This window comes from Olivibacter jilunii (assembly GCF_900607235.1).
Lineage (GTDB): Bacteria > Bacteroidota > Bacteroidia > Sphingobacteriales > Sphingobacteriaceae > Olivibacter > Olivibacter oleidegradans.
In genome coordinates this window covers 102,894-128,055 of sequence record NZ_LR027859.1, presented here as the reverse complement: position 1 = coordinate 128,055, position 25,162 = coordinate 102,894, and the positions used below count along the sequence as shown (strand labels likewise).

Annotated in this window: 20 protein-coding genes and 2 tRNA genes; 9 read left to right on the top strand and 13 right to left on the bottom strand. The window is 40.2% G+C overall.

Annotated features, from left to right (window positions below; translation table 11 throughout):
* Positions 1-249: 249 nt before the first annotated feature.
* Both E0E36_RS25745 and E0E36_RS25740 read right to left on the bottom strand, forming a co-directional pair.
* A tRNA-Val gene (locus E0E36_RS25745) sits at positions 250-324 on the bottom strand.
* Positions 325-376: 52 nt separating this feature from the next.
* Positions 377-454, bottom strand: a tRNA-Val gene (locus E0E36_RS25740).
* A gap of 333 nt (positions 455-787) precedes the next feature.
* On the opposite strand from E0E36_RS25740, the gene E0E36_RS25735 reads away from it, so the two are divergent.
* A complete protein-coding gene (locus tag E0E36_RS25735; protein WP_013663363.1) occupies positions 788-1,423 on the top strand; it encodes a hypothetical protein in 636 nt (211 codons plus the stop codon).
* A gap of 68 nt (positions 1,424-1,491) precedes the next feature.
* Here E0E36_RS25735 and E0E36_RS25730 read toward each other — a convergent pair whose 3' ends face one another.
* From E0E36_RS25730 to E0E36_RS25710, 5 genes are all read right to left on the bottom strand, one after another.
* Positions 1,492-2,391 carry a DUF72 domain-containing protein gene (locus E0E36_RS25730; protein WP_130858339.1) on the bottom strand — a complete coding sequence of 300 codons (900 nt, stop codon included), beginning with the start codon at positions 2,389-2,391 and terminating at the stop codon, positions 1,492-1,494.
* A 68-nt stretch (positions 2,392-2,459) separates the two neighbouring features.
* The gene (locus E0E36_RS25725) at positions 2,460-3,419 is read right to left on the bottom strand and encodes a M20/M25/M40 family metallo-hydrolase (RefSeq protein WP_013663365.1); all 960 of its coding nucleotides are present in this window, start codon (positions 3,417-3,419) and stop codon (positions 2,460-2,462) included.
* 25 nt (positions 3,420-3,444) lie between these two features.
* Positions 3,445-4,167: a DNA repair protein RecO gene (recO, locus tag E0E36_RS25720; protein ID WP_013663366.1), complete on the bottom strand. Its 723-nt coding sequence runs from the start codon at positions 4,165-4,167 to the stop codon at positions 3,445-3,447.
* Positions 4,157-4,531, bottom strand: coding sequence for a diacylglycerol kinase family protein (locus E0E36_RS25715; protein WP_130858338.1), 375 nt, complete (start codon positions 4,529-4,531; stop codon positions 4,157-4,159). The genes recO and E0E36_RS25715 overlap by 11 nt, the downstream gene beginning before the upstream one ends.
* A 2-nt stretch (positions 4,532-4,533) precedes the next feature.
* Complete coding sequence (locus E0E36_RS25710; RefSeq protein WP_242627399.1) at positions 4,534-4,734, bottom strand: signal peptidase; 201 nt, start codon at positions 4,732-4,734, stop codon at positions 4,534-4,536.
* 207 nt (positions 4,735-4,941) lie between these two features.
* Here E0E36_RS25710 and ileS point away from each other — a divergent pair, with 207 nt between their 5' ends.
* The 8 genes from ileS to dapA all read left to right on the top strand — a co-directional run bounded on the left by ileS (position 4,942) and on the right by dapA (position 16,883).
* Positions 4,942-8,355: an isoleucine--tRNA ligase gene (gene ileS / locus E0E36_RS25705; protein ID WP_013663369.1), complete on the top strand. Its 3,414-nt coding sequence runs from the start codon at positions 4,942-4,944 to the stop codon at positions 8,353-8,355.
* An 82-nt stretch (positions 8,356-8,437) separates the two neighbouring features.
* Complete coding sequence (locus E0E36_RS25700; protein ID WP_013663370.1) at positions 8,438-8,821, top strand: TraR/DksA family transcriptional regulator; 384 nt, start codon at positions 8,438-8,440, stop codon at positions 8,819-8,821.
* 82 nt (positions 8,822-8,903) lie between these two features.
* Positions 8,904-9,554, top strand: a complete 651-nt coding sequence (locus E0E36_RS25695; RefSeq protein ID WP_130858337.1) for a lipoprotein signal peptidase — start codon at positions 8,904-8,906, stop codon at positions 9,552-9,554.
* Between the two features lie 152 nt (positions 9,555-9,706).
* Positions 9,707-10,417 carry an SIMPL domain-containing protein gene (locus E0E36_RS25690; protein WP_013663372.1) on the top strand — a complete coding sequence of 237 codons (711 nt, stop codon included), beginning with the start codon at positions 9,707-9,709 and terminating at the stop codon, positions 10,415-10,417.
* A gap of 148 nt (positions 10,418-10,565) precedes the next feature.
* Positions 10,566-13,289: an aconitate hydratase AcnA gene (gene acnA / locus E0E36_RS25685; RefSeq protein WP_013663374.1), complete on the top strand. Its 2,724-nt coding sequence runs from the start codon at positions 10,566-10,568 to the stop codon at positions 13,287-13,289.
* Positions 13,290-13,491: 202 nt separating this feature from the next.
* Positions 13,492-13,677 carry a hypothetical protein gene (locus E0E36_RS25680; RefSeq protein WP_013663375.1) on the top strand — a complete coding sequence of 62 codons (186 nt, stop codon included), beginning with the start codon at positions 13,492-13,494 and terminating at the stop codon, positions 13,675-13,677.
* 215 nt (positions 13,678-13,892) lie between these two features.
* A complete protein-coding gene (gene ligA / locus E0E36_RS25675) occupies positions 13,893-15,911 on the top strand; it encodes an NAD-dependent DNA ligase LigA (protein ID WP_130858336.1) in 2,019 nt (672 codons plus the stop codon).
* 66 nt (positions 15,912-15,977) lie between these two features.
* Positions 15,978-16,883, top strand: a complete 906-nt coding sequence (gene dapA / locus E0E36_RS25670; protein ID WP_130858335.1) for a 4-hydroxy-tetrahydrodipicolinate synthase — start codon at positions 15,978-15,980, stop codon at positions 16,881-16,883.
* Between the two features lie 97 nt (positions 16,884-16,980).
* Here the strand turns inward: dapA and E0E36_RS25665 are convergent, their stop codons facing one another.
* From E0E36_RS25665 to murG, 6 genes are all read right to left on the bottom strand, one after another.
* The gene (locus tag E0E36_RS25665) at positions 16,981-18,222 is read right to left on the bottom strand and encodes an aminotransferase class I/II-fold pyridoxal phosphate-dependent enzyme (protein WP_130858334.1); all 1,242 of its coding nucleotides are present in this window, start codon (positions 18,220-18,222) and stop codon (positions 16,981-16,983) included.
* A gap of 318 nt (positions 18,223-18,540) precedes the next feature.
* Positions 18,541-20,238 carry a cell division protein FtsZ gene (ftsZ, locus tag E0E36_RS25660; RefSeq protein ID WP_130858333.1) on the bottom strand — a complete coding sequence of 566 codons (1,698 nt, stop codon included), beginning with the start codon at positions 20,236-20,238 and terminating at the stop codon, positions 18,541-18,543.
* 256 nt (positions 20,239-20,494) lie between these two features.
* On the bottom strand, positions 20,495-21,829 hold the full coding sequence (ftsA, locus tag E0E36_RS25655; protein ID WP_013663381.1) for a cell division protein FtsA: 1,335 nt from the start codon (positions 21,827-21,829) through the stop codon (positions 20,495-20,497).
* A gap of 2 nt (positions 21,830-21,831) precedes the next feature.
* On the bottom strand, positions 21,832-22,665 hold the full coding sequence (locus tag E0E36_RS25650) for a cell division protein FtsQ/DivIB (protein ID WP_130858332.1): 834 nt from the start codon (positions 22,663-22,665) through the stop codon (positions 21,832-21,834).
* Complete coding sequence (gene murC / locus E0E36_RS25645) at positions 22,658-24,022, bottom strand: UDP-N-acetylmuramate--L-alanine ligase (protein ID WP_130858331.1); 1,365 nt, start codon at positions 24,020-24,022, stop codon at positions 22,658-22,660. Before murC ends, E0E36_RS25650 begins: the two co-directional genes overlap by 8 nt.
* A 21-nt stretch (positions 24,023-24,043) precedes the next feature.
* Positions 24,044-25,159: an undecaprenyldiphospho-muramoylpentapeptide beta-N-acetylglucosaminyltransferase gene (gene murG / locus E0E36_RS25640; protein ID WP_130858330.1), complete on the bottom strand. Its 1,116-nt coding sequence runs from the start codon at positions 25,157-25,159 to the stop codon at positions 24,044-24,046.
* Positions 25,160-25,162: the final 3 nt, after the last annotated feature.

Genomic DNA, 25,162 nt, shown 5'->3' with positions numbered 1-25,162 from the left:
AACCCTTTTTCGGATTGCCCATTTACATTTTAGGTTTGTAATCGGTATTTATAAAAGTATGACAAACAAGTGATAAATCAAAATTAAACTGCAATCTTTTTTATTGTCATGACACAGATTCAGTAATCGCTGTCAGTTAGAAAGTAGTATCAGTTTTACTCATCAATCGAGTGTCATTTAATATCAAACAATAAAAGGGAATAAAAATAGATATAAAATAAAAAAGCACCTTGAATAGATGCTTAAGTGTGGAGGCTACTGGATTCGAACCAGTGACCCTCTGCTTGTAAGGCAGATGCTCTGAACCAGCTGAGCTAAGCCTCCTTAAATTTTATCTACTTAAACAAAGTAGATCATATAACCTATAAAAACCTTATGGTGGAGGCTACTGGATTCGAACCAGTGACCCTCTGCTTGTAAGGCAGATGCTCTGAACCAGCTGAGCTAAGCCTCCTTTTCCTACCTATCCAGGTATTCTTCCCGTTTGGGACTGCAAATATAGAGTTGTTCCACAACAATGCAAAATATTTTTGAACTATTTCTTCGCTTATTATGTAATCAGTTAATTTTTAATATTTTACTCTTTTGGTAAAAGTGGTTTTCTTAAACTTATCGACGCTATTCCTTCCTTCTGGGCTTTTTTATCGTCATTTAAAGCCTTTTTTATACACTTTCGTTTGCTCCCACGGTCTGCCGTCTTATCCAAATACCGGAAAACCATGGCATTCTATAAGGTTTGTGTTATATTTGCCGGAGTTAAATACGTCAAACACAACTTATATTACTTATGCAAAGACTAAAATTTTCTTTCTTCATTTTCGTTCTTTCCTTTTCTTTAGCTAATGCACAAGCGCAAACTGCACCTACTTCACCTGTTAAAACGTCAAAAATTTCCCAGGCAAAATCACAACAGGGATTGAACGGAGGATCTATTGCAAGTCAGTTTGACTATATTAACAACACTTCAAATAATTATCAGGACTATAAAGTAGTTCGAAAAACCTCCTTAGAAAAATTAGAGACAAACATAACAGATTCAATCAAAGCTATGCAGACCAAACTGGCCAATGTAAAAGCCACTTTGGACAACCATGATCGTGAGGTTTCTTCTCTTCAAGATAGCTTGAACAAGGTAGCACAGGAACTCAAAACTACCAGGGAACAAAAAGAGAGCTTTAGTTTTTTAGGGATCCTCTTACCGAAGAGTACCTATAACTTACTTATATGGTGTATAATTGGTGTACTTGCTCTGGCACTTACGTTTTATATATATCGTTTCAACCAAAGTCATTTAGTAACTGCCGATGCAAAAAAAACATTGGAAGAACTACGCCTCGAATTCGAGCAACATCGCAAGAAAGCTATGGAAAGGGAACAAAAGCTAAACAGGCAGCTCCAAGATGAATTAAACAAGAGGCTGTAAACCATAATATAGAGTGCTCCATGTTTTTGACAAGATATAGGAGACACTCTTTTTTTTGTAGCTTATTTTCAAAGTAGCTTAGCCTGTTCACCTGTCTCCGCTAGTCCTTTCGGAACGTGTAAGTCAAGATCAAAAACGCTGTTCAACTTTTCAATAAAATAAGAGGAGAGTAAAGGCGACTCCCTTTCTATATTCTGATGCACAAAAAAGTACAAAGATTGCAAGCCTTCCGATCGCCATTCCTGTATTCTGTCTATCCATCGATCCAAACGTTCGTAGTCGCTTGAGTGATTTGCCCCAACATAGCGAATAAAGGCCTCAGGAGAGGTTAGTCGCATGTGCAACATATCCCTACGACCCGCGGTATCAACTATTATATTTGCCATACGATGCTCTTTTAGTAGATTACTATACTCGTCAAATATCTCTTTATTCTGAAACCACTCTTCATTTCTAACCTCTACCGCCAATGGTATGCCTTTTGGAAAAGCTGACAAATAAGCAGAAAGGCGGTCCAAATTAGTTGGTTTAAAATTGTCATGAAGCTGCAAAAATGCCATGCCAAGTTTTTCTTCAAAAAAGCTAATCGCATCGCAAAAAGCAATCGTAGGTTCCTCAGCATTTAATAAACGTCTGTAGTGACTGATCTGATTTGGCAATTTTGGGAAAAATTTAAAATCAGCAGGCACTTTATTCTTCCAAGTCAATACTTGTTGTTTATCCGGCGCATTGTAGAAGGTAGCATTGAGTTCAATTGCATTAAACTGGTTTGCGTAGTACGATAACTCGTCTTTTGTTCCACGTGGATAAAATCCTTTTAGATCTTGTTTATTCCACTTAGCACATCCTATGCTCACCTTAAAAGCCGCCTTGTTTCTAGTAGCATTCAGTAGGTTAATTGTATCCGAATGGGTGTCAGGCAAAGTAAAATCCACTTGCCCGGGGTCTTCAACTTGTCCAAATTTCATTGTTAATTTTTTTTATTATCGACATCGATCAAGAGACACACGCATAAATATACAAACATGTAAAAATCTTACTTGACTTCCGTAAAGTTAAGTTTATTTTTATTCATTGCTTTCAAAATGATTTCTATTTCCAAATCGACTATTTTTGCCAATGCTGTTATATTGACTTTTTCAGGAGTATCCGTAGGCATATGGTAATCTTCATGTCCACCCGTGTGAAAAAAAAGAACCGGGATACCTTTAGCGTAAAAGGAGCCATGATCAGAACCACCACTTCCGCTTCTGTCTGTAAAATATTTAATATCGCTTGTAATACCTTCAAAAACGGCTGGCCAACTATCGCTTGTACCGAAACCGCCTATTCCAAGTCCACGCCCCGGATCATACCTGCCAATCATATCCATGTTCACCATAAAATTCACTTTATTCATTGATGTAACAGGATGTTCTACATAATACTTAGAGCCCAGCAGCCCCAATTCCTCTCCCGAAAAAGCTACGAAAAGAATATTATAATTCTCTTGCCGTCCATTTTGTGAAAAACACCTTGCTAGTTCCAATAGTCCCGCGACGCCCGAGGCATTGTCATCGGCACCATGATGGATCTTCCCTTCAGGCAAAGCGTCCTTAGAACTGCCCTGTGTACCTAGCCCCAAATGATCATAATGGGCTCCAATGATGATTGTATTTGTCGCCCTATTATCCAAATATCCTATCAGGTTATCGGCTTTCCGCAAACTATCGGGAACAACCACCTTTTTCACTTTTGCTATAAACGGCTGTCGATAACCCTTATCTCCTAATGGCTTCAGGCCATATTTCTTAAAATAGCGCTCAATATACTTCGCCGCCTTTTTTATACCTTTACTGCCCGTTCCTCTACCTTCCAACTTATTTGCTGCCAAAAAATAGATATGCTTTTTTATCAAAAGTGAGTCTGCTTTAATTTCGCCGCTTTGAGCATGACAAAAGGAAACAGTTAAAAAAAACATAGAAGGCAGCACGTAACTTTTAATGAATGTAAACATATTATTCGTATATGATATGATTGCTTTAAGCCAAAACTTCTTCCAGTATTTCGAGTGATTTTATTTCGCCTAAACCATCGATATGGAGTTGATAAAAATCGATCAATTTCTGCAAAAGAATTCTTCGGTCCCGGTTACCTATTTTCACATTGTTAAGCGATGCAAAACTGGTATTTAAAAGTGTATTCCACTGACCGGTATGTGGTTCCTGCAAAACTAAGATATGACCTGGGGTGAATCGAGTAAAAACACCTTCCTTAAGATCAAAATAAATTTGTTCTCCTGTTCGGGATGCTGGATAGAAGCCTAAATATTTGGTGAGTTTTAGAAGAAAAGCTAAATGAAAATTGATCGGTGTTTCCTCGGACGAATCTAACCAGCATATTGCACTAAAGAGGTATTCAAAAAGCTTTTCATCCGGCCCCTGCTGCCGAATGCTTTTATATATTATTTCCGTAATAAACAAGGCCATGGAGCTTTTTATAATATCGTAGGGAATCCGTTGAAAAACCGGTAATTGCCGAGCCTCCGCCATCCGGTTTAATCCCGTTGTAGTTTTTTGATATACGACAAGATCTAATAAATGTAGTGGTTGCAATATATTAAGGTGAATCTTCGCCCGTGCCCTCTTTACGCCGTTGATAAGATAAGACTGTATACCAAACTTTTCCGTAAATATTTGCGCCACAACACTCGTCTCGGCATAAGGAGTAATCTTCAGGACAATTCCTCTGGTTTTATGTAACACTATTGAAATGCTTTATTACTTGCACAAGTTTAGGCAAAAAAATAATGATTCCACAAATAATAGAAAATACAGCCAACAGCAGAACGGCGGAGGCGGCGGCATCCTTCGCCTTTTTTGCTAAGGGATGCCAGGTAGGTGAAACCAGATTGGTTAAAGCTTCCAGCGCAGTATTAAATAGCTCAGCAGCCAATACAAGAAAAATGGATACCCCAATCCAAAGCCACTCATTGAGATCGATTTTCAATAAAAGCCCCATTATAAGGGCAAGTATTGCAAAAGCAGATTGGATCCTGAAGTTCCTTTCGGTTTTAAATGTATCACGTAAACCATACCAAGCAAATCTCAACGCAGATAGAAAGCCCATAATTAATCACTTTCGGAGGATTGCTGTTGCTCTTCTCTTGATTCAAGGATGCTTTGACGCTCTATTTTTCTAATTAAACTATAGACAATAGTAACAAAGCCGACACCAAATACCAGTACACCCAATGTTAATGTGATTCCATAGAAATCATTTTCCAACCTTTTCAGATACATGCCCAACATGCCCATCAGAATTCCCAACATTGTAATTAGGATACCGCGTTTCAGATATTTATTCATAACTACTAAGAGCTAAACTGTCAGTTAAAGATAATAAATTTTCGCTTTGTGACGATCTAAAGGTTTAAATCGAAAGAAAATACAGGAATAAGCAGGGAAGCGATTACACCGTTTTCACTTTTCGCCTTAATGTCTTAACTTTGCATCCTTAATTTTTGGATTAATACACTGATGTACAAGGAATATAAACAGCTCGATTTACCAAATATAGGCAACAATATCTTAGCTAATTGGCAGGCAAAGAATGTGTTTGAGAAAAGTGTCACCAGCAGGCCTTCTACAAAGCCCTATACTTTTTATGAAGGTCCTCCCTCTGCCAATGGTATGCCTGGCATACACCACGTCATGGCTAGGACAATAAAGGATATTTTCTGCCGATATAAAACCTTAAAAGGCTTCCAGGTAAAGCGGAAAGGCGGATGGGATACCCATGGTCTTCCCATCGAACTTGCTGTAGAAAAAACTTTAGGTATTACTAAAGAAGATATTGGTAAAAAGATATCAGTAGAGGAATACAATAACGCCTGTAAGCGCGAAGTAATGCGCTATACGGATGTTTGGAATGATCTGACTGAAAAAATGGGTTATTGGGTTGATCTCAAAAACCCCTACATTACTTATCAAAACGAATACATCGAAACCATTTGGTGGATATTAAAGGAATTATACAATAAAGACCTATTATACAAAGGTTATACTATTCAGCCATACTCTCCTGCTGCGGGAACCGGCCTGAGCTCACATGAGCTAAATCAACCCGGCACCTATAAACCTGTTAAAGACACGACAATTGTAGCAGAATTTAGAATCGTCAAAGATCAGATTCACCCATTAATGCCTCAGTTGTTCGAAGAGGAAGGAGAAGATACGGCAATCATCGCCTGGACTACCACACCTTGGACTTTACCGGCAAATTGCGCACTCGTCGTGGGAAAAAATATTACCTACGTAAAGATACGGACGTTTAATCCCTATACATTTGAGCCGATCAGCATTGTTTTGGCAAAAGATTTAGTTGGCAAGTATTTCAAATCGGAGGCGAAAGATCTTCCCTTCCAAGATTACAAAGAAGGTGACAAACTGATTCCTTGGGAACTTGCAACTGAATTTAAAGGAGAAGACTTGCTCAATTTACGTTATGAACAACTACTTCCTTATGTCATTAATGATGATTTACAGCAACATGCATTCCGTGTCATCCCTGGGGATTTTGTGACGACCGAAGATGGCACCGGTATCGTACATGCTGCTGCTACATTTGGTGCAGACGACTTTAGAGCCTGTCGTGAAAACGGAGTTCCCGGAGTTTTAGTAAAAGATGAAAATGGCAAAGATGTTCCAATTGTAGACAAACAGGGACGATTCGTCAAAGAAATTACAGATTTCGCCGGACGTTTTGTTAAGGAAGAATACTACAGCGACGAAGAAAGGCAAGAGCCGGACTTTAAACCAACGGATGTGTTAATTGCGATCAAGTTAAAGGAGGAGAATAAAGCCTTTGATGTCAAACGATATGAACACAGTTATCCACATTGTTGGCGTACCGACAAGCCTATCTTGTATTATCCCTTAGACAGCTGGTTTATAAAAACCACTGCCGTTAAGGAAAAACTCGTGGCACTTAATAAAACGATCAATTGGAAGCCTGAAGCTACCGGCACAGGACGTTTTGGAAATTGGCTGGAAAATCTAGTTGATTGGAATCTATCTCGATCTAGGTATTGGGGCACTCCCCTGCCTATCTGGCGTTCAGAAGATGAAAATGAAGAAATTTGTATAGGATCGATACAGGAATTACGTGAATATATCGAGTTTAGTTTAACTACCAATGTGTTAAATGAAGAAGAAAGCGCCAAACTACGCGAATATCTGGTAAAACTCGACACTGATAAATTTGATCTTCACCGACCTTATGTAGACGACATTGTGCTTGTGTCTGATAGCCTTCAGAAATTGTTTAGAGAGCCTGACCTTATCGATGTGTGGTTCGATTCCGGATCAATGCCGTATGCACAGTGGGGGTTAGACCATGAAAAATTAGCAAAAGGAGAGAAATTTCCATTCAAAGAAGGTTTTGAAGAGGCGTATCCAGCCGACTTTATAGCTGAGGGCGTAGACCAAACGCGGGGGTGGTTTTTTACATTGCATGCAATAGCAACCATGCTTTGTGATTCCGTAGCATTTAAAAATGTGGTTTCTAACGGTCTGGTGCTCGATAAGAATGGAAACAAAATGTCCAAACGCTTAGGTAATGCGGTAGATCCTTTTGCCACCATTTCAAAATACAGTGCCGATGCTACCCGTTGGTACATGATCAGCAATGCTGCACCTTGGGATAACTTAAAATTCAATGAAGAAGGTTTAGATGAAGTGCGGCGTAAGTTCTTCGGAACACTATACAACACTTATGCTTTCTTTGCGCTATATGCCAACATTGACGGCTTCTCTTACATGGAAGCAGAGATCGCCTATAATGACCGTCCTGAAATTGATCGTTGGATCATATCACTCTTGAATAGTTTGACAAAAGAGGTAGATACATTCTATCAAGATTTCGAGCCAACAAAAGCAGCTCGTGCCATCCAAAATTTCGTGGATGAGCATTTAAGTAATTGGTATGTACGACTATGTCGCCGCCGTTTTTGGAAAGGCGAATATAGTGAAGATAAAATCTCTGCTTATCAAACCCTATATACCTGCTTAGACACAGTTGCGAAACTCATGTCTCCAATCGCTCCTTTTTTCAGTGATCAACTATTTCTGGACCTCAATAACGCAACGCAGAAAGATCGGGCGGAATCAGTTCACCTTTCTTTCTACCCGACTTATAATGAAGCGCTTGTAGACAAAAATCTGGAAGAACGGATGACCTTGGCCCAAGATATATCGTCGTTAACTTTATCTCTACGTAAAAAAGTAGGTATAAATGTTCGTCAACCACTAAACAAAATTCTACTTCCGGTGTTAGATGATACATTCAGGGAGAAAGTAGAGAAAGTGAAAGATTTGATTTTATCGGAGACAAACATCAAAGAAATAGAGTTTATAAAGGATACTTCCGGGATTATACGAAAAAAAATCAGACCTAACTTCAAGGCCTTGGGACCTAAGGTTGGAAAAGATATGAAACTGGTTGCAGCAGCTATTCAAGCGTTTGGAGAGTCGGAAATTAGTCAATTGGAAACATCTGGATCCTTTACCTTAACGGAGGCTCCTTATACAGTTACCTTAGCGGATGTAGAAATAATCGCAGAAGATGTAGCTGGCTGGCAAGTTGCCAACTTAGACAAGCTCACGGTAGCTTTAGATGTTCATATTACACCGACACTAAAAAATGAAGGCCTGGCACGTGAACTTGTGAATCGCATACAAACACTTCGAAAGGAACTTAACTTTGAAGTAACTGATAAGATCAATGTGACGATAAGCAATAGTTCCTTAATTGCCGATGCTATTAAAGATAATTTATCTTATATTAGCACAGAGATCCTAGCCAACTCGTTTAAAGTTGAAAACAACTTAACCGGTGGAGAACGTGTTGAAATAGAAGAGACTGAGCTAAATGTATTAATTGAAAAAGTGTAGTTTTAGAATCTATAACCCGTATTATAGCAAGGTCTTTAGCAAAACCTTGGCAGATTTAGATTCTTGTTAAAAAATTTGAAAAATGGAAAACACAGAAAAGACACGTTACAGCGATGCCGAACTACAAGAGTTTAAAGAAATTATCTTGGAAAAACTTCGAGTAGCGAAAGAAGAATTAGCCTCTTTGACTAAATCTTTAAGTAACCCAAACAGCAATGGTACAGATGATACGGCGGGTACTTTCAAAACGTTGGAAGATGGTTCGGCTACGCTTGAAAAAGAGCAGATCAATCAATTAGCTGCTCGTCAGAAAAAGTTCATTGACAATTTAGAGGCTGCATTGGTAAGAATAGAAAATAAAACATATGGCGTGTGCAGAGAAACGGGTAAACTAATTCAAAAAGAGCGTTTACGCGCTGTTCCCCACACTACTCTAAGCATGGAAGCCAAATTAAAACAATATTAAAAACAAATCGGCCATTTCTCATTAACGGAGGATCTCATTCTTCTTTAGGGAAATGGCTGATTGATTTTGTGCGAACGAAATAATGAAAGGATATACTAGACCGCTCTTCCTCGTATTAGTTGTTTTATTTTTAGATCAAGTTATCAAATTTTGGGTCAAGCTCAACATGACCTTGGGACAGGAATTTAAAATTGTCGGAAACCGGGCACTCATTCATTTTACTGAAAACAACGGTATGGCTTTCGGTATGGAATTTGGTGGCGAGAGCGGAAAATTAGCATTATCTGTGTTCCGTATATTGGCTGTATTGGGCATTGGATATGGATTGGTTTACATGATTAAACGTAAATATCACCGCGGACTCATTCTTTGTGTATCGTTAATTTTTGCCGGTGCTGTAGGAAATATCATTGACTCTACTTTCTATGGTATGATTTTTAGTGAAAGCACGTGGTATGAAAAAGCGGTTCTGTTTCCTGCTGGAGGTGGATATAGTAGTATTTTCCACGGAAAAGTAGTAGATATGTTTTATTTCCCTCTGTTGCAAGGGACTTTCCCATCATGGTTTCCGTTATGGTCAAATGAAGAATTTATCTTCTTCAGACCGGTTTTTAATTTAGCAGACTCTGCCATTTCAGTAGGCGTAATTATCATACTAATCTTCCAGAAACGTTATTTTAAGGAGGAAGTTCAAGAATCTGCAAGCTATCACAGCGAAGTTATAGAAGAATAAAATTCTAAAAAAATAACCTATTGTAGCATTTTCTTTTACAGTATCGTTTCATACACAAATATAAAACTTATAGCATAAGCAACCTGTTTGGGCCATAGTAATACGTGCAAAGCTCATGCAGGATTCATCACTTTTAAGAAAAAATTATGCAGATGAAAAAAATATTAGCAGCAGTATTGTTAGGAACAATCGCATTATCCGCTTCAGCACAAAATGTTGATACAAGAAGGAAGATAGAAGTTTATGGATCTGCTGAGGAGGAAGTAACCCCGGATATTATTTATGTGTCCATATCCTTAAAAGAGTATTTTAAGGATAATAACAACAAAAATAAGGTAGCAATTGATGAATTGGAAAAGCAGTTGTCAACTGCTGTAAAAAAAGCCGGAATAAAGGAAGAGGATTTCACTATAGAAAACATCTCAAGCTATAATTATATAGATCCCAAGAAGAAGAAAGATCCCGGTTTTTTAGCAAGCAAGCAATACAAAGTGAAAGTAGCTAATTTAAATGCAATCAATTCCATTCTTTCAAGCGTAGATGAAAAAGGAATTCAATCTACCGCTATTGCTGGGTATGACCATAGCAGGATGACCGAAATACGGAATGAGCTACGCATAAAAGCGGTAAAAAATGCGCGGGAGAAAGCAACCGTGTTAGCTCAAGCGTTAGGCGACAGCTTAGGAAAGGCCTTGGAAGTAAACGATAATAATACAGACGCAGGCAGTCCGCAGCCAGCTATGTACAGTGCAATGGCCATGCGCGGAAAAGCGGCAGATTATGCACAGGAGGAATCACTAGATATCGATTTTAAGAAAATTAAGATTAACTATCAATTTCGTGTTGTATTTGAACTAAAGTAATAAACACCGAATTATATTGATGAGCCAAGAGATTTTAAATCATCTCTTGGCTTTTCTTTTTATAAGTCATTTAAAATTCAGGAATGATGTAGTTAAAAACATTTTTAAGGAAAATGAAGTATTATAATAGTACTAAAACTAAACTAAAATGGACAAAAAAATAGCTTCACTTAGTCAATTGAGAAAGGAGGGAAAGCCTATAGAAAAACTTCCATTTTCTATTCGAATCCTATTGGAGAATGTTATACGCAATCATGATGGATTTTCTATTACCGATGAGCATTTAGAAACACTTATTCAGTGGAACCCCGCCGGTACTGACAAAGAGATCCCATTCAAACCTGCACGTGTGTTAATGCAGGATTTTACCGGCGTACCTGCAGTCGTAGATATTGCTTCAATTAGGGCTGAAGTAATACGAAAGGGGAAAGACGGAGATAAAATTAACCCGGCAATCCCGGTCGACCTGGTAATTGATCATTCTGTTCAAGTGGATTATTTCGGTACCGACTATGCTTATGAAAAAAATGTTGACTTAGAATATGAACGAAATGCAGAGCGTTATCAATTACTGAAATGGGCGCAAAAAGGATTAAATAACTTTACAGTAGTTCCTCCAGGAATGGGAATCTGTCATCAGGTAAATCTTGAATACTTGGCCAAGGGCGTTATTGACCGAGACGGCTGGTATTTCCCGGATACCTTGGTAGGCACAGACTCACATACTCCGATGGTCAACGGCATCGGTGTGTTGGGATGGGGTGTCGGTGGTATAGAAGCAGAAGCTGCGATGCTGGGGCAACCGATATATTTCACCTGCCCTCAAGTCATCGGATTAAAACTTACGGGAAAAATACCGGAGGGATGTACAGCTACCGATATGGTATTAGCTATTACCAAGCTGCTCCGAGATTATGGAGTTGTGGGAAAATTCGTAGAAGTGTTTGGAGAAGGCCTCGATAACTTAACGGTTACCGATCGGGCAACCATTTCCAATATGTCGCCCGAGTTCGGTTGTACCGTCACTTATTTCCCCATTGATCACCAGACACTTGATTATATGCAGCGGACAAATCGATCAGAGGACCACATTCGTTTGGTAGCGGATTATTGCAAGGAAAATCTATTATGGCGTACGGGGGAAGAAAAAATTCATTATACCGATATCCTTCATTTGGACCTGAATACTTTAGAACCTACAGTTGCCGGTCCAAAACGACCTCAGGACAAGATTCTGATCAAAGATCTATATCACAAGTTCGGTGCCTTGTTAGAAAAGGAATATAGTCGTACCTACGTTTCTTTCAAAGACAGGGAGGTTAATACCTGGCTGTCGGAAGGTGGATCCAGAACACAGTTCACGCCTACGAAACCCCATCCATCGCCGCAAACTACGATCAAAAGTGACCAACTGAAAACAGTAAGAATAATCGACAATAACCAAGAATATGAACTGAGTGACGGTTCCATCGTAATTGCTGCAATCACTAGCTGCACAAACACCTCCAACCCTGCGGTCATGATTGGTGCCGGCTTAGTCGCTCGAAAGGCCGTTGCTCGCGGCTTACGGACCAAATCATGGGTTAAAACAAGCTTGGCCCCTGGTTCCAAAGTAGTAACGGCTTATTTGGAGCGCTCAGGTTTATTAGAAGATCTTGAAGCCCTGCGATTTCATCACGTAGGCTATGGATGCACATCTTGCATCGGCAACAGTGGTCCGCTACCGCCCCACATTGCAGAAGCAGTTGATCAAGCGGAACTAGTGGTAGCCTCCATTCTAAGTGGCAACCGAAATTTTGAAGCACGCGTTCATCCTCAGGTAAAAATGAATTTCCTTGCTTCACCAATGCTCGTTGTTGTGTATGCACTTATCGGCAGAATCGATGTTGATATTTTAAATGACCCCATCGACACGGACCCGAATGGAGAACCCGTCTATTTAAAAGATATTTGGCCGACGCAAGAGGAAATTAATCAAGTCATTCTATCGTCACTTCAGCAGAGCGATTTTAAGAAAGTGTATGACGTAATCTTCGACGGAAATGAACAATGGCAAAATTTAATTGCACCTACCGGAAGCGATTATCAGTGGGACGAGCATTCTACTTATATACAGGAAGCTCCCTTCTTTAAAAACATTAGTAGCGAGCTTACACCATCAAGCGATATTAAAGAAGCGCGTGTACTGCTATATTTAGGTGATTCTGTAACGACCGATCATATCTCGCCTGCCGGTTCCTTCAAATCAGATACGGCCGCCGGCCAATATCTGGAAAACAAAGGCGTCGAGGTTAAGGATTTCAATTCTTACGGCTCTAGACGTGGTAACCATGAAGTGATGATGCGAGGAACATTCGCCAACGTACGCATCAAAAATAAAATTTCCGATAAAGAAGGTGGCTATACAACCTACTTTGGAACCAATGAAACACTTAACATTTATGATGCTGCCTCGCTTTATCAACGGGATTCTACACCACTTATTATCCTTGCCGGCAAAGAATACGGCAGCGGGTCATCACGGGACTGGGCAGCAAAAGGTACGAACCTACTCGGCGTTAAAGCGGTTATAGCGGAAAGTTTCGAACGCATACACCGCAGTAATCTGGTAGGTATGGGAGTAGCGCCATTGGAGTTTTTACCTGGAGAAAGTGCCGATACGCTGGGTTTAACCGGTAGGGAAACTTTTAATATCACCGGGATAGCCGATGATTTAGTACCGCACAAGCTGCTCGACGTACAAGCAAAAGACGAACAGGGACGAAATTTATCATTTAAAGTTAAAGCTCGATTTGATTCGGCTATTGAAATAGCTTACTACAAAAACGGCGGCATACTCCACTATGTTTTAAGAGATTTTTTAAAAAAATAAAACGAAGAAAGACAAGCATACAAATCTATCTTTCAGACTGTTAGCACGTTTTTGTAAAAATTTTCTCCAATTAAGCACAAAATAATATTAAATTTCATTTTTTATATTATTTTTCTTATATTTATGTTTTATAATCAATAAAGGCCTAAAAATCACGTTACGTGTTTTTACTTTTTATTAAAATCAAGGAGGGACTAGGAAAATGAAGAAATTATTTTTAGTGTTGATGGCAGCGATTTATTCTAACTTAGCATTAGCGAACCAGGTAGGTACGGACGAAGAGTATAGTACACCCAAAACCGTAGCTTATCTTGTTATTGGCGTTATCTTGGTAACAATTATTGCAACCGTGCTTTATAAGCGTCCTAAACGCAAATTTAATGAATAAGTAGTACCCTTGTGCAAGGGTACTACTCTAAAATTGATAGCAATTCATTTTTCCAACTCGATTTCCCGGTTTAAATAGGCAGCTACAATTTCTAATAAGGTGGCACGTTCAGATTCAAAGTATAGTTTCTCTCCCAAAAAATGCACCCGATCCTAAAAAACACCATTCCTATTTAAGATTGTCCTAGAGAACTAGAATTTTTATTAACTTCGCATATGCAAAGGAATGATGCATTAAGCCGCATTGAAGCGCTAACAAAAGAACTGAACGATCACAATTACAAATATTATGTACTCGCACAACCGAGTATATCTGACTTCGATTTTGACCAAAAGTTAGCTGAATTAGCTGCCTTGGAAAAGGACTATCCCGAGTTTTTAGACCCTGATTCACCAACGCAGAAAGTTGGCGGGGATATTACTAAACAATTCAAGACAGTCCGTCATAAGTGGCCTATGCTCTCTTTGAGTAATACCTATAGCGAGAAAGAGCTAAAAGACTTTGATGAACGGATCCGTAAGGTGCTGGGTGACGATTTTGAATATGTATGCGAGCTGAAATTTGACGGCCTATCTATCAGTTTAACTTACGAACAGGGCGTACTTACCAGGGGTGTCACAAGAGGTGACGGTACGCAAGGCGACGAAGTAACCAGCAATATAAAAACGATAAAAAGTGTTCCCAATAAAATTAAATCAGGCCACTTTCCGGATCTTTTTGAGATCAGAGGAGAGGTTTTTATGCATAGAGCGGCCTTTGAACGACTGAATAAGGAACGTCTGGAAAACGACGAAATTCCTTATGCCAATCCGCGTAATTTCGCAGCAGGCACCATCAAGCTGCAGGACTCCTCAGAAGTAGCTAAGCGTCCACTGGATTGCTTTCTTTATTTCTTATATATGGATAACCGCGATCGGTTATTCAAAACACATTGGGAGAGCCTGGAAGCCGTTAAATCGTGGGGCTTTCATGTTAGCGAACATACAAAGCTTTGCCGCACGATCGACGAGGTCTTACAGTTTATTTCCTATTGGGATGATGCTAGGCATAAGCTTTCTTACGATATTGACGGGATAGTGATTAAAGTAAACAGTTATGCACAACAGCACGAGCTCGGCTTTACCGCAAAGTCGCCGCGCTGGGCAATTGCTTATAAATATAAAGCTGAGGAAGTGGAGACCATCCTCAAATCCGTAAGCTATCAAGTAGGACGAACCGGTGCAGTAACACCCGTTGCAAATCTAGAACCCGTACAACTGTCCGGAACAACAGTAAAAAGAGCCACACTTCATAATGCCAATGAAATAACGAGACTCGATCTTCATGAGTTGGATACCGTCATGGTAGAGAAGGGCGGCGAAATTATTCCAAAAATCATTGGTGTAAACAAGGACAAACGCGTTCCTGACACGAAACAGATAGCCTACCCCACACACTGCCCGGTATGCAACACAGTGTTGATCCGCAAAGAGGGCGAAGCCGTACATTATTGTCCCAACGAATTGGGATGCCCTCCTCAAATAGTCGGGAAGATTCAACATTTCATCAGCAGAAAAGCAATGGATATTGAAGGGATGGGAAATGAAACAGTTGAAGTATTGTACAAAAAGGGATTACTGAAACAGATAAGCGATCTTTATCAATTACATCATCATAAAGAAGAACTTGAACAGATTGAACGCTTTGGTGAAAAATCGATCAACAATATGCTTCTTGGTATTCAGAAGTCGAAAGAGCGACCTTTTCAGAAAGTGCTGTTCGGTCTCGGAATCCGTTATGTAGGCGAAACTATTGCCAAGAAATTAGCGAATAGCTTTAAAAACATCGACAACCTCATTCAGGCGAGTGTAGAAGAGATTGCCGCTGTTGACGAAATAGGAGAGCGAATTGCCCAAAGCGTTAAGGAGTATTTCAGCAACACGCTTCACTTACATCAAGTTGAAATCCTAAAAGGCGAGAATCTACAGTTCGCTATTATTGAAGAAGAATTTCAATTGAACAGCAATAAGCTAGCCGACAAGTCTTTCGTGATATCAGGCGTATTCGAACACTATAGTAGAGAAGACCTCGGTAAAATCATTGTTCAAAATGGAGGCAAACTACTAAGCGGTATTAGCGCCAAGCTAAATTACCTCGTAGCCGGAGAAAATATGGGCCCGTCGAAACTCGCCAAAGCACAGAAATTTAATATCCCAATCATTTCAGAAGTGGAGTTAATAAAAATGATTCAGTAGCTTTGCAAAACGTACTTCACATAATGAATATAGAAGAAAGAATAATAAATCAAAACATAAAAAGGAATGAATAGCCTACATGGTGCCGGAGTGGCATTAGTAACCCCATTCAACAGTGATGGGAGTATCGACTTTGAGGGATTAGCTAATTTGATCGAGTATCAAATAGAAGGAGGTATGGACTATCTGGTTAGTATGGGTACAACCGGAGAAGTCGCTACATTGACAAAAGAAGAGAAGAAAAGTATTTTAGACTTCACTGCCGAGAAAGTTGCGGGACGCGTACCTTTGGTAGCCGGTTTCGGAGGAAATAACACCGCTGAATTGGTTGCGCAAATAAAGGACTTCAAAAATCCGGCTTATCAAGCTATTTTATCCGTAAGCCCCTATTATAATAAACCAACTCAAGAAGGAATTTATCAGCATTATAAGGCAATCGCACAAGCTACGGATCTTCCTATTATACTATATAATGTACCCGGCAGAACGGGAAGTATGATAAATGTCGATACCATTATTCGCTTAGCCAATGATTTTGACAATATCATTGGTGTAAAAGAAGCCTCCGCCAACTTTGAGCATTTTACACGTATTATGGCAAACAAGCCGGATAGCTTCTTATTGATTTCAGGCGACGATGCCCTTACCCTTCCCATGATGTCTTTGGGAGCTGTTGGCGTAATCACGGTAGTCGGGAATGCCTTCCCAAAGCAAACTCAGCGGCTAGTGAAATATTGCAATGAGTGGCACTATGAAGAAGCTCGCAAGCTTCATTATGAGCTACTAAACATCGATGACTTATGTTTCATTGAAGGGAACCCTGCAGGTGTCAAAGAGATGCTCCAGGAGCTCGGCGTATGCAAAAATTATGTACGGTTACCTTTAGTAAGTGTAAGTGAAGAAACAAAACGGAAAATTGCGCTGGCCGTTAATGATCTACAAGCTAAAACAAAGCTAGCAGAAGCAAACTAAGCAGTAATAACAATAAAGCTAAAGCTAAGACAATAATAAGAAAGCCTCCTAATATTCGATTAGAAGGCTTTTTTATCATAAAAGCAAGGTCGCGCGATTAGGCCGGCACAACTTGTTGTTCTCTATAGTGACCGTTGTTCAATTTCTCAGCGATTTCCGAGAAAGCGAAAATTGTTCGATTCACATCTTCAAGAGTATGCATTGCCGTCGGAATCAAGCGCAGTTCAATTTGTCCCTTCGGAATTACCGGATAAACAACAATAGAACAAAAAATACCGTAATTTTCTCTTAAGTCCATCGTTAATGCAGTCGCTTCTGATAGGTCGCCTTTCAGAAATACAGGCGTAACCATGGTATTCGTATGGCCTATATCAAATCCGTTATCTATTAGGCCTTTCTGCAAGGATAAAGCTACTTCCCAAAGTTTTTCCCGAAGCACAGGCTGCCCCTTCAACAATTCTAAACGCTTCTGAAGGCCCACAACCATAGGCATAGGTAAAGATTTCGCAAAGGTCTGAGAACGCATATTATAGCGCAAGAAGGTTACAATTTCCTCATTAGCTGCCACAAAAGCACCAATACCGGCCATTGACTTGGCAAAAGTGCCGAAATAAATATCTACACCATCTACGCAATCCTGAGCCTCATGCGTTCCAGCTCCAGTTGGTCCCATAGTGCCGAAGCCATGGGCATCGTCTACTAACAATCTAAAATTAAACTCACTCTTTAACTCGTTGATCTCCTTTAATTTGCCTTGGGCACCCGACATACCAAATACACCTTCAGTAATAAGAAGAATGGCTCCACCTGTTTGTTCAACTATTTTGGTTGCACGCTCTAATTGCTTTCTACAACTTTCTACATCATTGTGTTGATAGACATATCGCTTGCCCATATGCAATCGAACGCCGTCTATAATGCAAGCATGCGACTCAGCATCATATACAATCACGTCATTTCTATCAACCAAGGCATCGATGATCGACACCATACCCTGATAGCCATAATTCAAAAGAAAAGCATCCTCCTTTCCCACAAAAGCGGCTAGATCTTGTTCCAACACTTCATGTTGATTTGAATTACCGGACATCATCCTTGCGCCCATCGGATAAGCCATACCATATAACTTTGCGGCTTCAGCATCTGTTGCGCGCACTTCCGGATGATTGGCCAAACCGAGATAATTGTTTAGGCTCCAAACAAGATGATCCTTCCCTCTAAATTTCATGTGTGGACCAATCTCACCTTCCAATTTGGGAAAAGAAAAATAACCATGAGACCACTTGTGATGTTGTCCGATTGGACCTAAATTTTTTGATATTTTATCGAATAAATCCAAAGTAAATACGTTTAATTTAATTAATACCTCTCAAAACCACAAATCCAACTTAGGTCTTTCGTAGAAAACGAATTGAAATGTATCCCGTTTACTTGCCTACCCACGGGTTAATCACTACTGTTCAGATTTCCTAAAAGCCACAATACGTGGTTATTAAATTGTTTACAAAGATAAAGTTTCACCTCAGAATTATCAACTTTCTAGTGAACCATATTCGAAATGAGTATAAAAACTTCTCTTTTATGCATTTATTTAAACAAAAAGGCCAGAAGAGTATACCACTCTTTCCGGCCTTTTTTTGATATCGTTTATAACAATTTAATCGACATTGTCATGAAGAAAAGAGTTGTTAGGTCTTATTTCAGTGATTCCATCTTCTGAAGAAAGTGTAAATCTTGAAACCTGTGACTCAGAAGAGTGAGGCACCTGATCTAAAGACCGCTGCTTCCTTCTATAGGCTGGCTCATTCTCTATCTCCTGTAGGCCATTGGTAGAACGCAGCTTCATACTTAAGTCTTTTAGACGTAATATACGCTCCTTTGTTTTTCGAAGTTGCTCCTCAATACTTTCGTCAGATTTATATTCATCAACTTGCTTGCTTACCGGGGTGCTCTCTGCTTTTGGTGCTTCATTAAAATCAACAGATTCCGGCGTTGAGGTGGCCGCTGGATCAGACACCTGTTGATTAGTATTCGCTTCGTTCGTAAAGAGAAATTCACTTTCGGAAACCTTCAATTGATATTCGTCAGCGGGCTTATTTTGCTCCGATACCGGCTCTTCCTCTACCAACGTGTGTCTGATAATCTCCTCTTTCTTCGGTGTTGCCACCTTATTATCAACCGGGTTCTGGCCAGATGGTCGTCCAAAGCCGCTAAATAAATCGGCCTGCGGCATCGCCGTCGGCTGTACCTTTGCCTGCACAGGCTCAGCTGGAGCTTTTTCTACAACCTCTTCTTTAGGCTTGTTAATAATTTGATTTACAGGCCTTACCAAAGGCACTTTCTCCTCCTCTAATGGAATTGCAATCCGTCGGTTGCTTTCCTCCTGTTTACGCTCCTCGGTAGTTTGGAAACCGGTTGCAATAATAGTAACCGACAGATCCTTATCCAAGGACTCGTCTAAACAATTACCCCAGATAATTTCTGCCGTGAAACCGGCTCGCTCCTGGATATAATCCGTAATGACCGAAATTTCGTCCATCGTAACCTCTTGCGTTCCGGAAGAAATATTCAACAAAATATAACGAGCACCCTCAATTTCACTATCCTTTAACAGAGGTGATGCCAAAGCACCTTCCACAGCTTTTTGCGCGCGATCATCGCCACTAGCTTTCGCATTCCCCATAATAGCCACGCCGCTATCATTCATCACCGTCCGAACATCCTTGAAATCGACATTGATATAACCGGGAATGGTGATAATTTCCGCGATACCCTTTGCCGCCGTTGTTAAAATATCATCTGCTTTGGCAAAAGCTGAACTCATCGTGAGATTACCAAAGATTTCCCTTAATCTATCATTGGATATAACCAAATATGAGTCGACATATTTCCGCAACTCGCCAAGCCCCTCTTCCGCTTGACTCCTCCGCCTCTTTCCCTCGAATGCAAAAGGGGTGGTAACAATTGCTACGGTTAAGATACCTAGCTCTTTAGCCGCTTTCGCAATAACAGGACTTGCACCGGTTCCGGTTCCGCCACCCATACCGGCAGTGATGAACAACATTTTGGTATTCACCCCTAGCATGCGTTTTATATCTTCGATACTTTCAATCGCAGAATTTTCACCTACATCAGGATCCGAACCAGCTCCCATCCCCTCTGTTAAACTGGCACCTAATTGTACTTTATTAGGTATAGGACTTAACTCTAATGCTTGTGCATCGGTATTGCAAATTATAAAGTCCACACCGCTAATACCCTGTCTGTACATGTGGTTAACTGCATTGCCACCACCTCCGCCAACACCTATTACCTTTATAATAGATGATTGTTCTTTAAGCATTTCAAATTTCATACGTGTATAATTTGTTCCTTAAAGGCTCTATGAAATGTATTTATTCCCTGCTCCTTTTCAAATCTGTAAAAGTATGCCGCGCCCTTTTCTTCCTGTTCATCTGCAAGTACGCGTACCCATACTGTCTTAATTTACTCTAAATGAGTGGTATCCTGATTTAATATTTACGTAACTTTCGCATTGTAATATTAATACTTTTTCCACAATTGTTTTCCACAATTGTTTATAATGTGGAAAAAAAACCGAGTGTTGAAAACTATTTAATATAGTCTGTATCTTCAATTTTATTATCATCGCTGATATAGCGAATAATCTTATCTAAGAAGCCAAATGTCTTCTTTCCTTCTTCCGCTATACCTTTGACAGCTTGGCTCTTTACCGGGTGCTCCACCTCATTATACTCAGCGGCCTCAATTCCCTTAATTAACAAGCCAATACCCGTTGCATAGAGTGGACTTTTCAGTTCATCATAAGTGTTCTTCGGCAGCACTTCATTTTTCGACAAATGTTCATTTGGCATACCGATACGACATTCCAAACCAGTCACGTATTCCACCAATTGAACTAGGTGTTTTAATTGCGCCCCTCCTCCTGTAATAACGATTCCACCGATAAGTTTACGCTCATATCCGGATGACTTTATTTCATAATAAACATGCTCTATAATTTCTTCCATCCGGGCTTGAATGATATAGGCTAAATTTTTAACCGAAATCTCTTTGTGTTCCCTTCCACGCAACCCCGGCACACAAATTATTTCATTTTCCCGGTTTTCTTCCGCTAATGCGGAACCGAATCTAACTTTTAACAATTCTGCCTGATTACGCAGAACCGAGCATCCTTGTTTGATATCTTCGGTTACAATATTCCCTCCCAAAGGAATAACGGCCGTGTGTCTAATAATACCTTCATGGAAAATCGCTACATCCGTAGTTCCGCCACCAATATCGACTAAAACAACACCTGCGTCCTTCTCTTCAGGGCTAAGCACAGCTTCGGAAGAGGCTAGCGGTTCCAGAATAAGCTCTTGCGCCTCTAAACTAGCATATTCAACACAACGCTTAATATTTCTTACCGCGCTGACATGGCCCGAAATAATATGAAAATTAGCTTCCATACGTCGACCGGCCATACCAATCGGGTCTTTTATACCTGGCTCATTATCAATTGTAAACTCTTGCGGTAGCACATGGATGATCTCCTCCCCCGGAGGAAGCACCAATTTATACATATCCTCTACCAGCTTCTCTATATCTTTCCTACCAATCTCATTATCATCTTTTCTTGTTAGAATACCCCGATGTTGAAGACTTTTGATATGTTGACCAGCAATACCAACATTTACAACTTTGATATCGACATTGGACTGCGCACTTGCTTCTTCGACAGCTTTAACAATACTTGTAACTGTTTTTTGAATATTGGCAACTACTCCACGGCTCACGCCCAGCGATTCTGCTTTACCAATGCCCAATACCTCTATCTTATTATGCTCGCTCCTCCGACCTACTGTTACGCAGATCTTTGTTGTACCAATATCTAGACCAACAACTATAGGAGCGTCCTTCGGATTAGTAGTTCGTTTTTCCATGTCTAATGCGTGTTAATATGCTGTTTATTATTTTTTTCCTTCTGTATAATACTATCTGCCTTCTCGCAAACAATTTGATTTGCAAATTTTAAATTCACGGTCTTGTAAGTTCCCCATCCTGCCTTCGGAATAATTTGCTTATAAAAGACCATTAACCTGTTAAATTTATTCGGCAACGAATCAGCGTTACCCAAAACGATCTTTTGGTTTCCTACTCTAGGCACAATTTCGATATCTTGTTCTTCATTTACATATAGCTGCTCCACCTGACTGTTCCATAACGAGTCCTTTCCTAAAAAATCAGCCACCTTGCATAAATCCTTTACGAGTGTGGAACGAACGGTATCTCTTTTTCCATCAAAACGTTCTGATACATTCCCATTTGCAACTATGATATGCGGTGCGTACAATTTAGATGTGGGAAATTTGACACCTTCTTTATCAATATAAAAATCATTTCCAACATTATTAATGATACGCATGATGGCCTCCCGTTGCTCAATTTTAACATGCACCATGCCGTCCATCTCGGTAAAAACCTTTACACTTTGAATAAAAGGATTTTGCGCTAACTTATTTTCTAACTCGTGTATCGGCACGTTTTTCAAAAGGTGTCCTGTCAGCGGACCTTCGCTTTCTTCGATAATGCCGAATACATCTTCCTGCGAAACAAAAGCCTGCGATCCGGGAACAATAATTTTAACTCCTTTACAGGCTATCTCATTCTTTTTGGTATTAATAAACCCCATCAGCACAAAAAAACCGGCTAAGGCTAACACCCAGGTGAATAAATAAGTCACCCGACGCCAATTGATCTTTTTGATGCTATTAAACATTTGTCAAAACCTCCTTTATTGGATTTACTAACAGATCAATATCACCTGCCCCAACAGTAAGCAGCACTGGCGGCCGTTCCCTTTTTATATAAGCCAACACATCCGATGCCGATTGCTTATACTTATGTGTTAACTGCACTTTACTCAATAACCAATCTGAATTCACTCCCTCGATAGGCTGCTCTCTGGCAGGGTATATATCCATTAATAACAAAACGTCTGCCAAGCCCAGCACCTCCGCAAATTCGTCGACGAAATCACGTGTACGTGTAAATAAATGGGGCTGAAAAACGCAGGTAATTTCCTTGTCACCATACAGTTCTTTCATAGCAGACAAACAAGCCCTCAACTCTTCCGGATGATGCGCATAATCGTCCACGTAAACCTGGTCTTCGCGATTTACAATGTATTCGAAACGACGCTTAACTCCTTTAAAGGAAGCAAGTGATCCGCTAATCGCCTCGTCGTCAATACCCAACAGCTTGGCAACGGTGATTGCTGCAACGGCGTTCTCAATATTATGTTTGCCAGCAATACCTAGCTTAATATCAAAAATGGATTTATTGTAACCCAGATAATCAAAATAAAAGCATTTATTCCTTATTTGGATATTTGTTGCGTATACGTCCGCCCTTTTTTCAACTGCATAACGAATATCTGTTGGCAAGTGCAAACCTTCCTTAATAATACGTTTGCCATCTTTGGCTACTTGATTTACAAAAAGCCGGAAAGATTCTAACATATGTTCTGAATCGCCATATATATCAAGATGATCAGGATCAGTCGCCGTCACCACCGCAATATTGGGATGCAGCGTAAGGAATGACCTGTCAAATTCGTCCGCCTCTACTACGAATAAATCAGAATCCGCAAGCAGTAAATTTGTATTATAATTAGCTGCAATCCCACCCAAAAATGCAGAACAAGGGCGCCCGCTACTTGTTAAAATATGCGCAATCATACTACTTGTCGTCGTTTTTCCATGGGTGCCCGCCACAGCTATCGTAAAATGCGACTCACTTATCTTTCCCAAGATTTCAGATCGTTTATACAAGCGATAGCCCAGCCGTTGAAAAAAAGCTACCAAATCCAAATCTTTTGGAACAGCAGGTGTATAAATCACTAAACTGCCCTCTCGATCTTCAACAAACGGTGGCGCAATCAGGTCTATGTTATCGCTATAAAAAACATTGATTCCTTCACTTGTCAATTGCCTTGTCAAAGAAGTTTCGGTCTTGTCATAGCCATAAACACGCATTCCTTTATGATGGAAGTAACGGGCGAGCGCACTCATACCGATACCGCCTATACCTATCAGGAACACTTGTTTTATCGCTGTCAATACCGTATTTTCCATTTGTCAACCTTTACGTGCCCGTTATTTGTTAAGTTTAATAAGTTCTAAAACCTCTTTCGCGATTACTTCATCAGCATCCACTTTTGCCAAATTTTTTATATTTGCTGATAAAACTTTACATTCTTCCTTATCCTTTATTAACGCAATCACTTCGTCCATTAATGTTTCCTGTGCCTTCAAATCTTCCACCATAATCGCTGCATTTTTCTTGATCAATGCCAGCGCATTTTTTGTTTGGTGATCTTCAGCGACATTTGGCGACGGCACCAGGATTGCCGGTTTTCCAACAGCACATAATTCAGCAATTGTGCCGGCCCCCGCCCGCGCAACGATTACGTCAGCTGCCGCATAAGCTAAGTCCATGCGGTGGAGAAAGGGCTTCAAACAAACATCCTCCAACCCATCGTCTTTGAGCACATCTTGCATTTTTTCATAATAGTAGCTTCCACACTGCCATATAATCTGCAAATTAGCCTTACGCATTTTTTGCAGACCGTTCAGTATACTTTCGTTTAGCGTTCGAGCACCCAAACTGCCGCCTGTTAGTAAAATCGTCTTCTTATCGTGATCTAAGCCCAACAATTCTTTCGCCTCAAACTCCTTCCCTACAATATCAACGGCATCACGTCGAATGGGGTTTCCCGTAATCAGCAATTTATCTTTGGGGAAAAAGCGATCCATCCCGTCAAAAGCCACACATATCTTTGATGCTTTCGCTCCTAATTTCTTGTTTGTTATGCCCGCATATGAATTTTGCTCTTGTATTAGATATGGAATATTCAGTCGACCGGCAGCATGCAATAAAGGTCCCGAGGCATAACCGCCCACACCGACGACTACATCCGGGCGGAAATTTCGGATAATAGCTCTTGCCCGCTGTATACTTTTCCACAATTTAAAAGGTAGGAGTATATTTTTAAGCAGCGACTGCCTATTGATACCTTGGATATCCAAACCGATAATCTTATAGCCAGCGGCAGGCACCTTATCCATCTCCATTCTCCCATTAGCACCAACGAATAGAATTTCAATAGACGGCTCCAGACGTCGCAACGCATTAGCAATGGCGATGGCAGGGAAAATATGTCCTCCTGTTCCTCCTCCACTAATAATCACACGTTTTGTCTTGCTTTCCATACC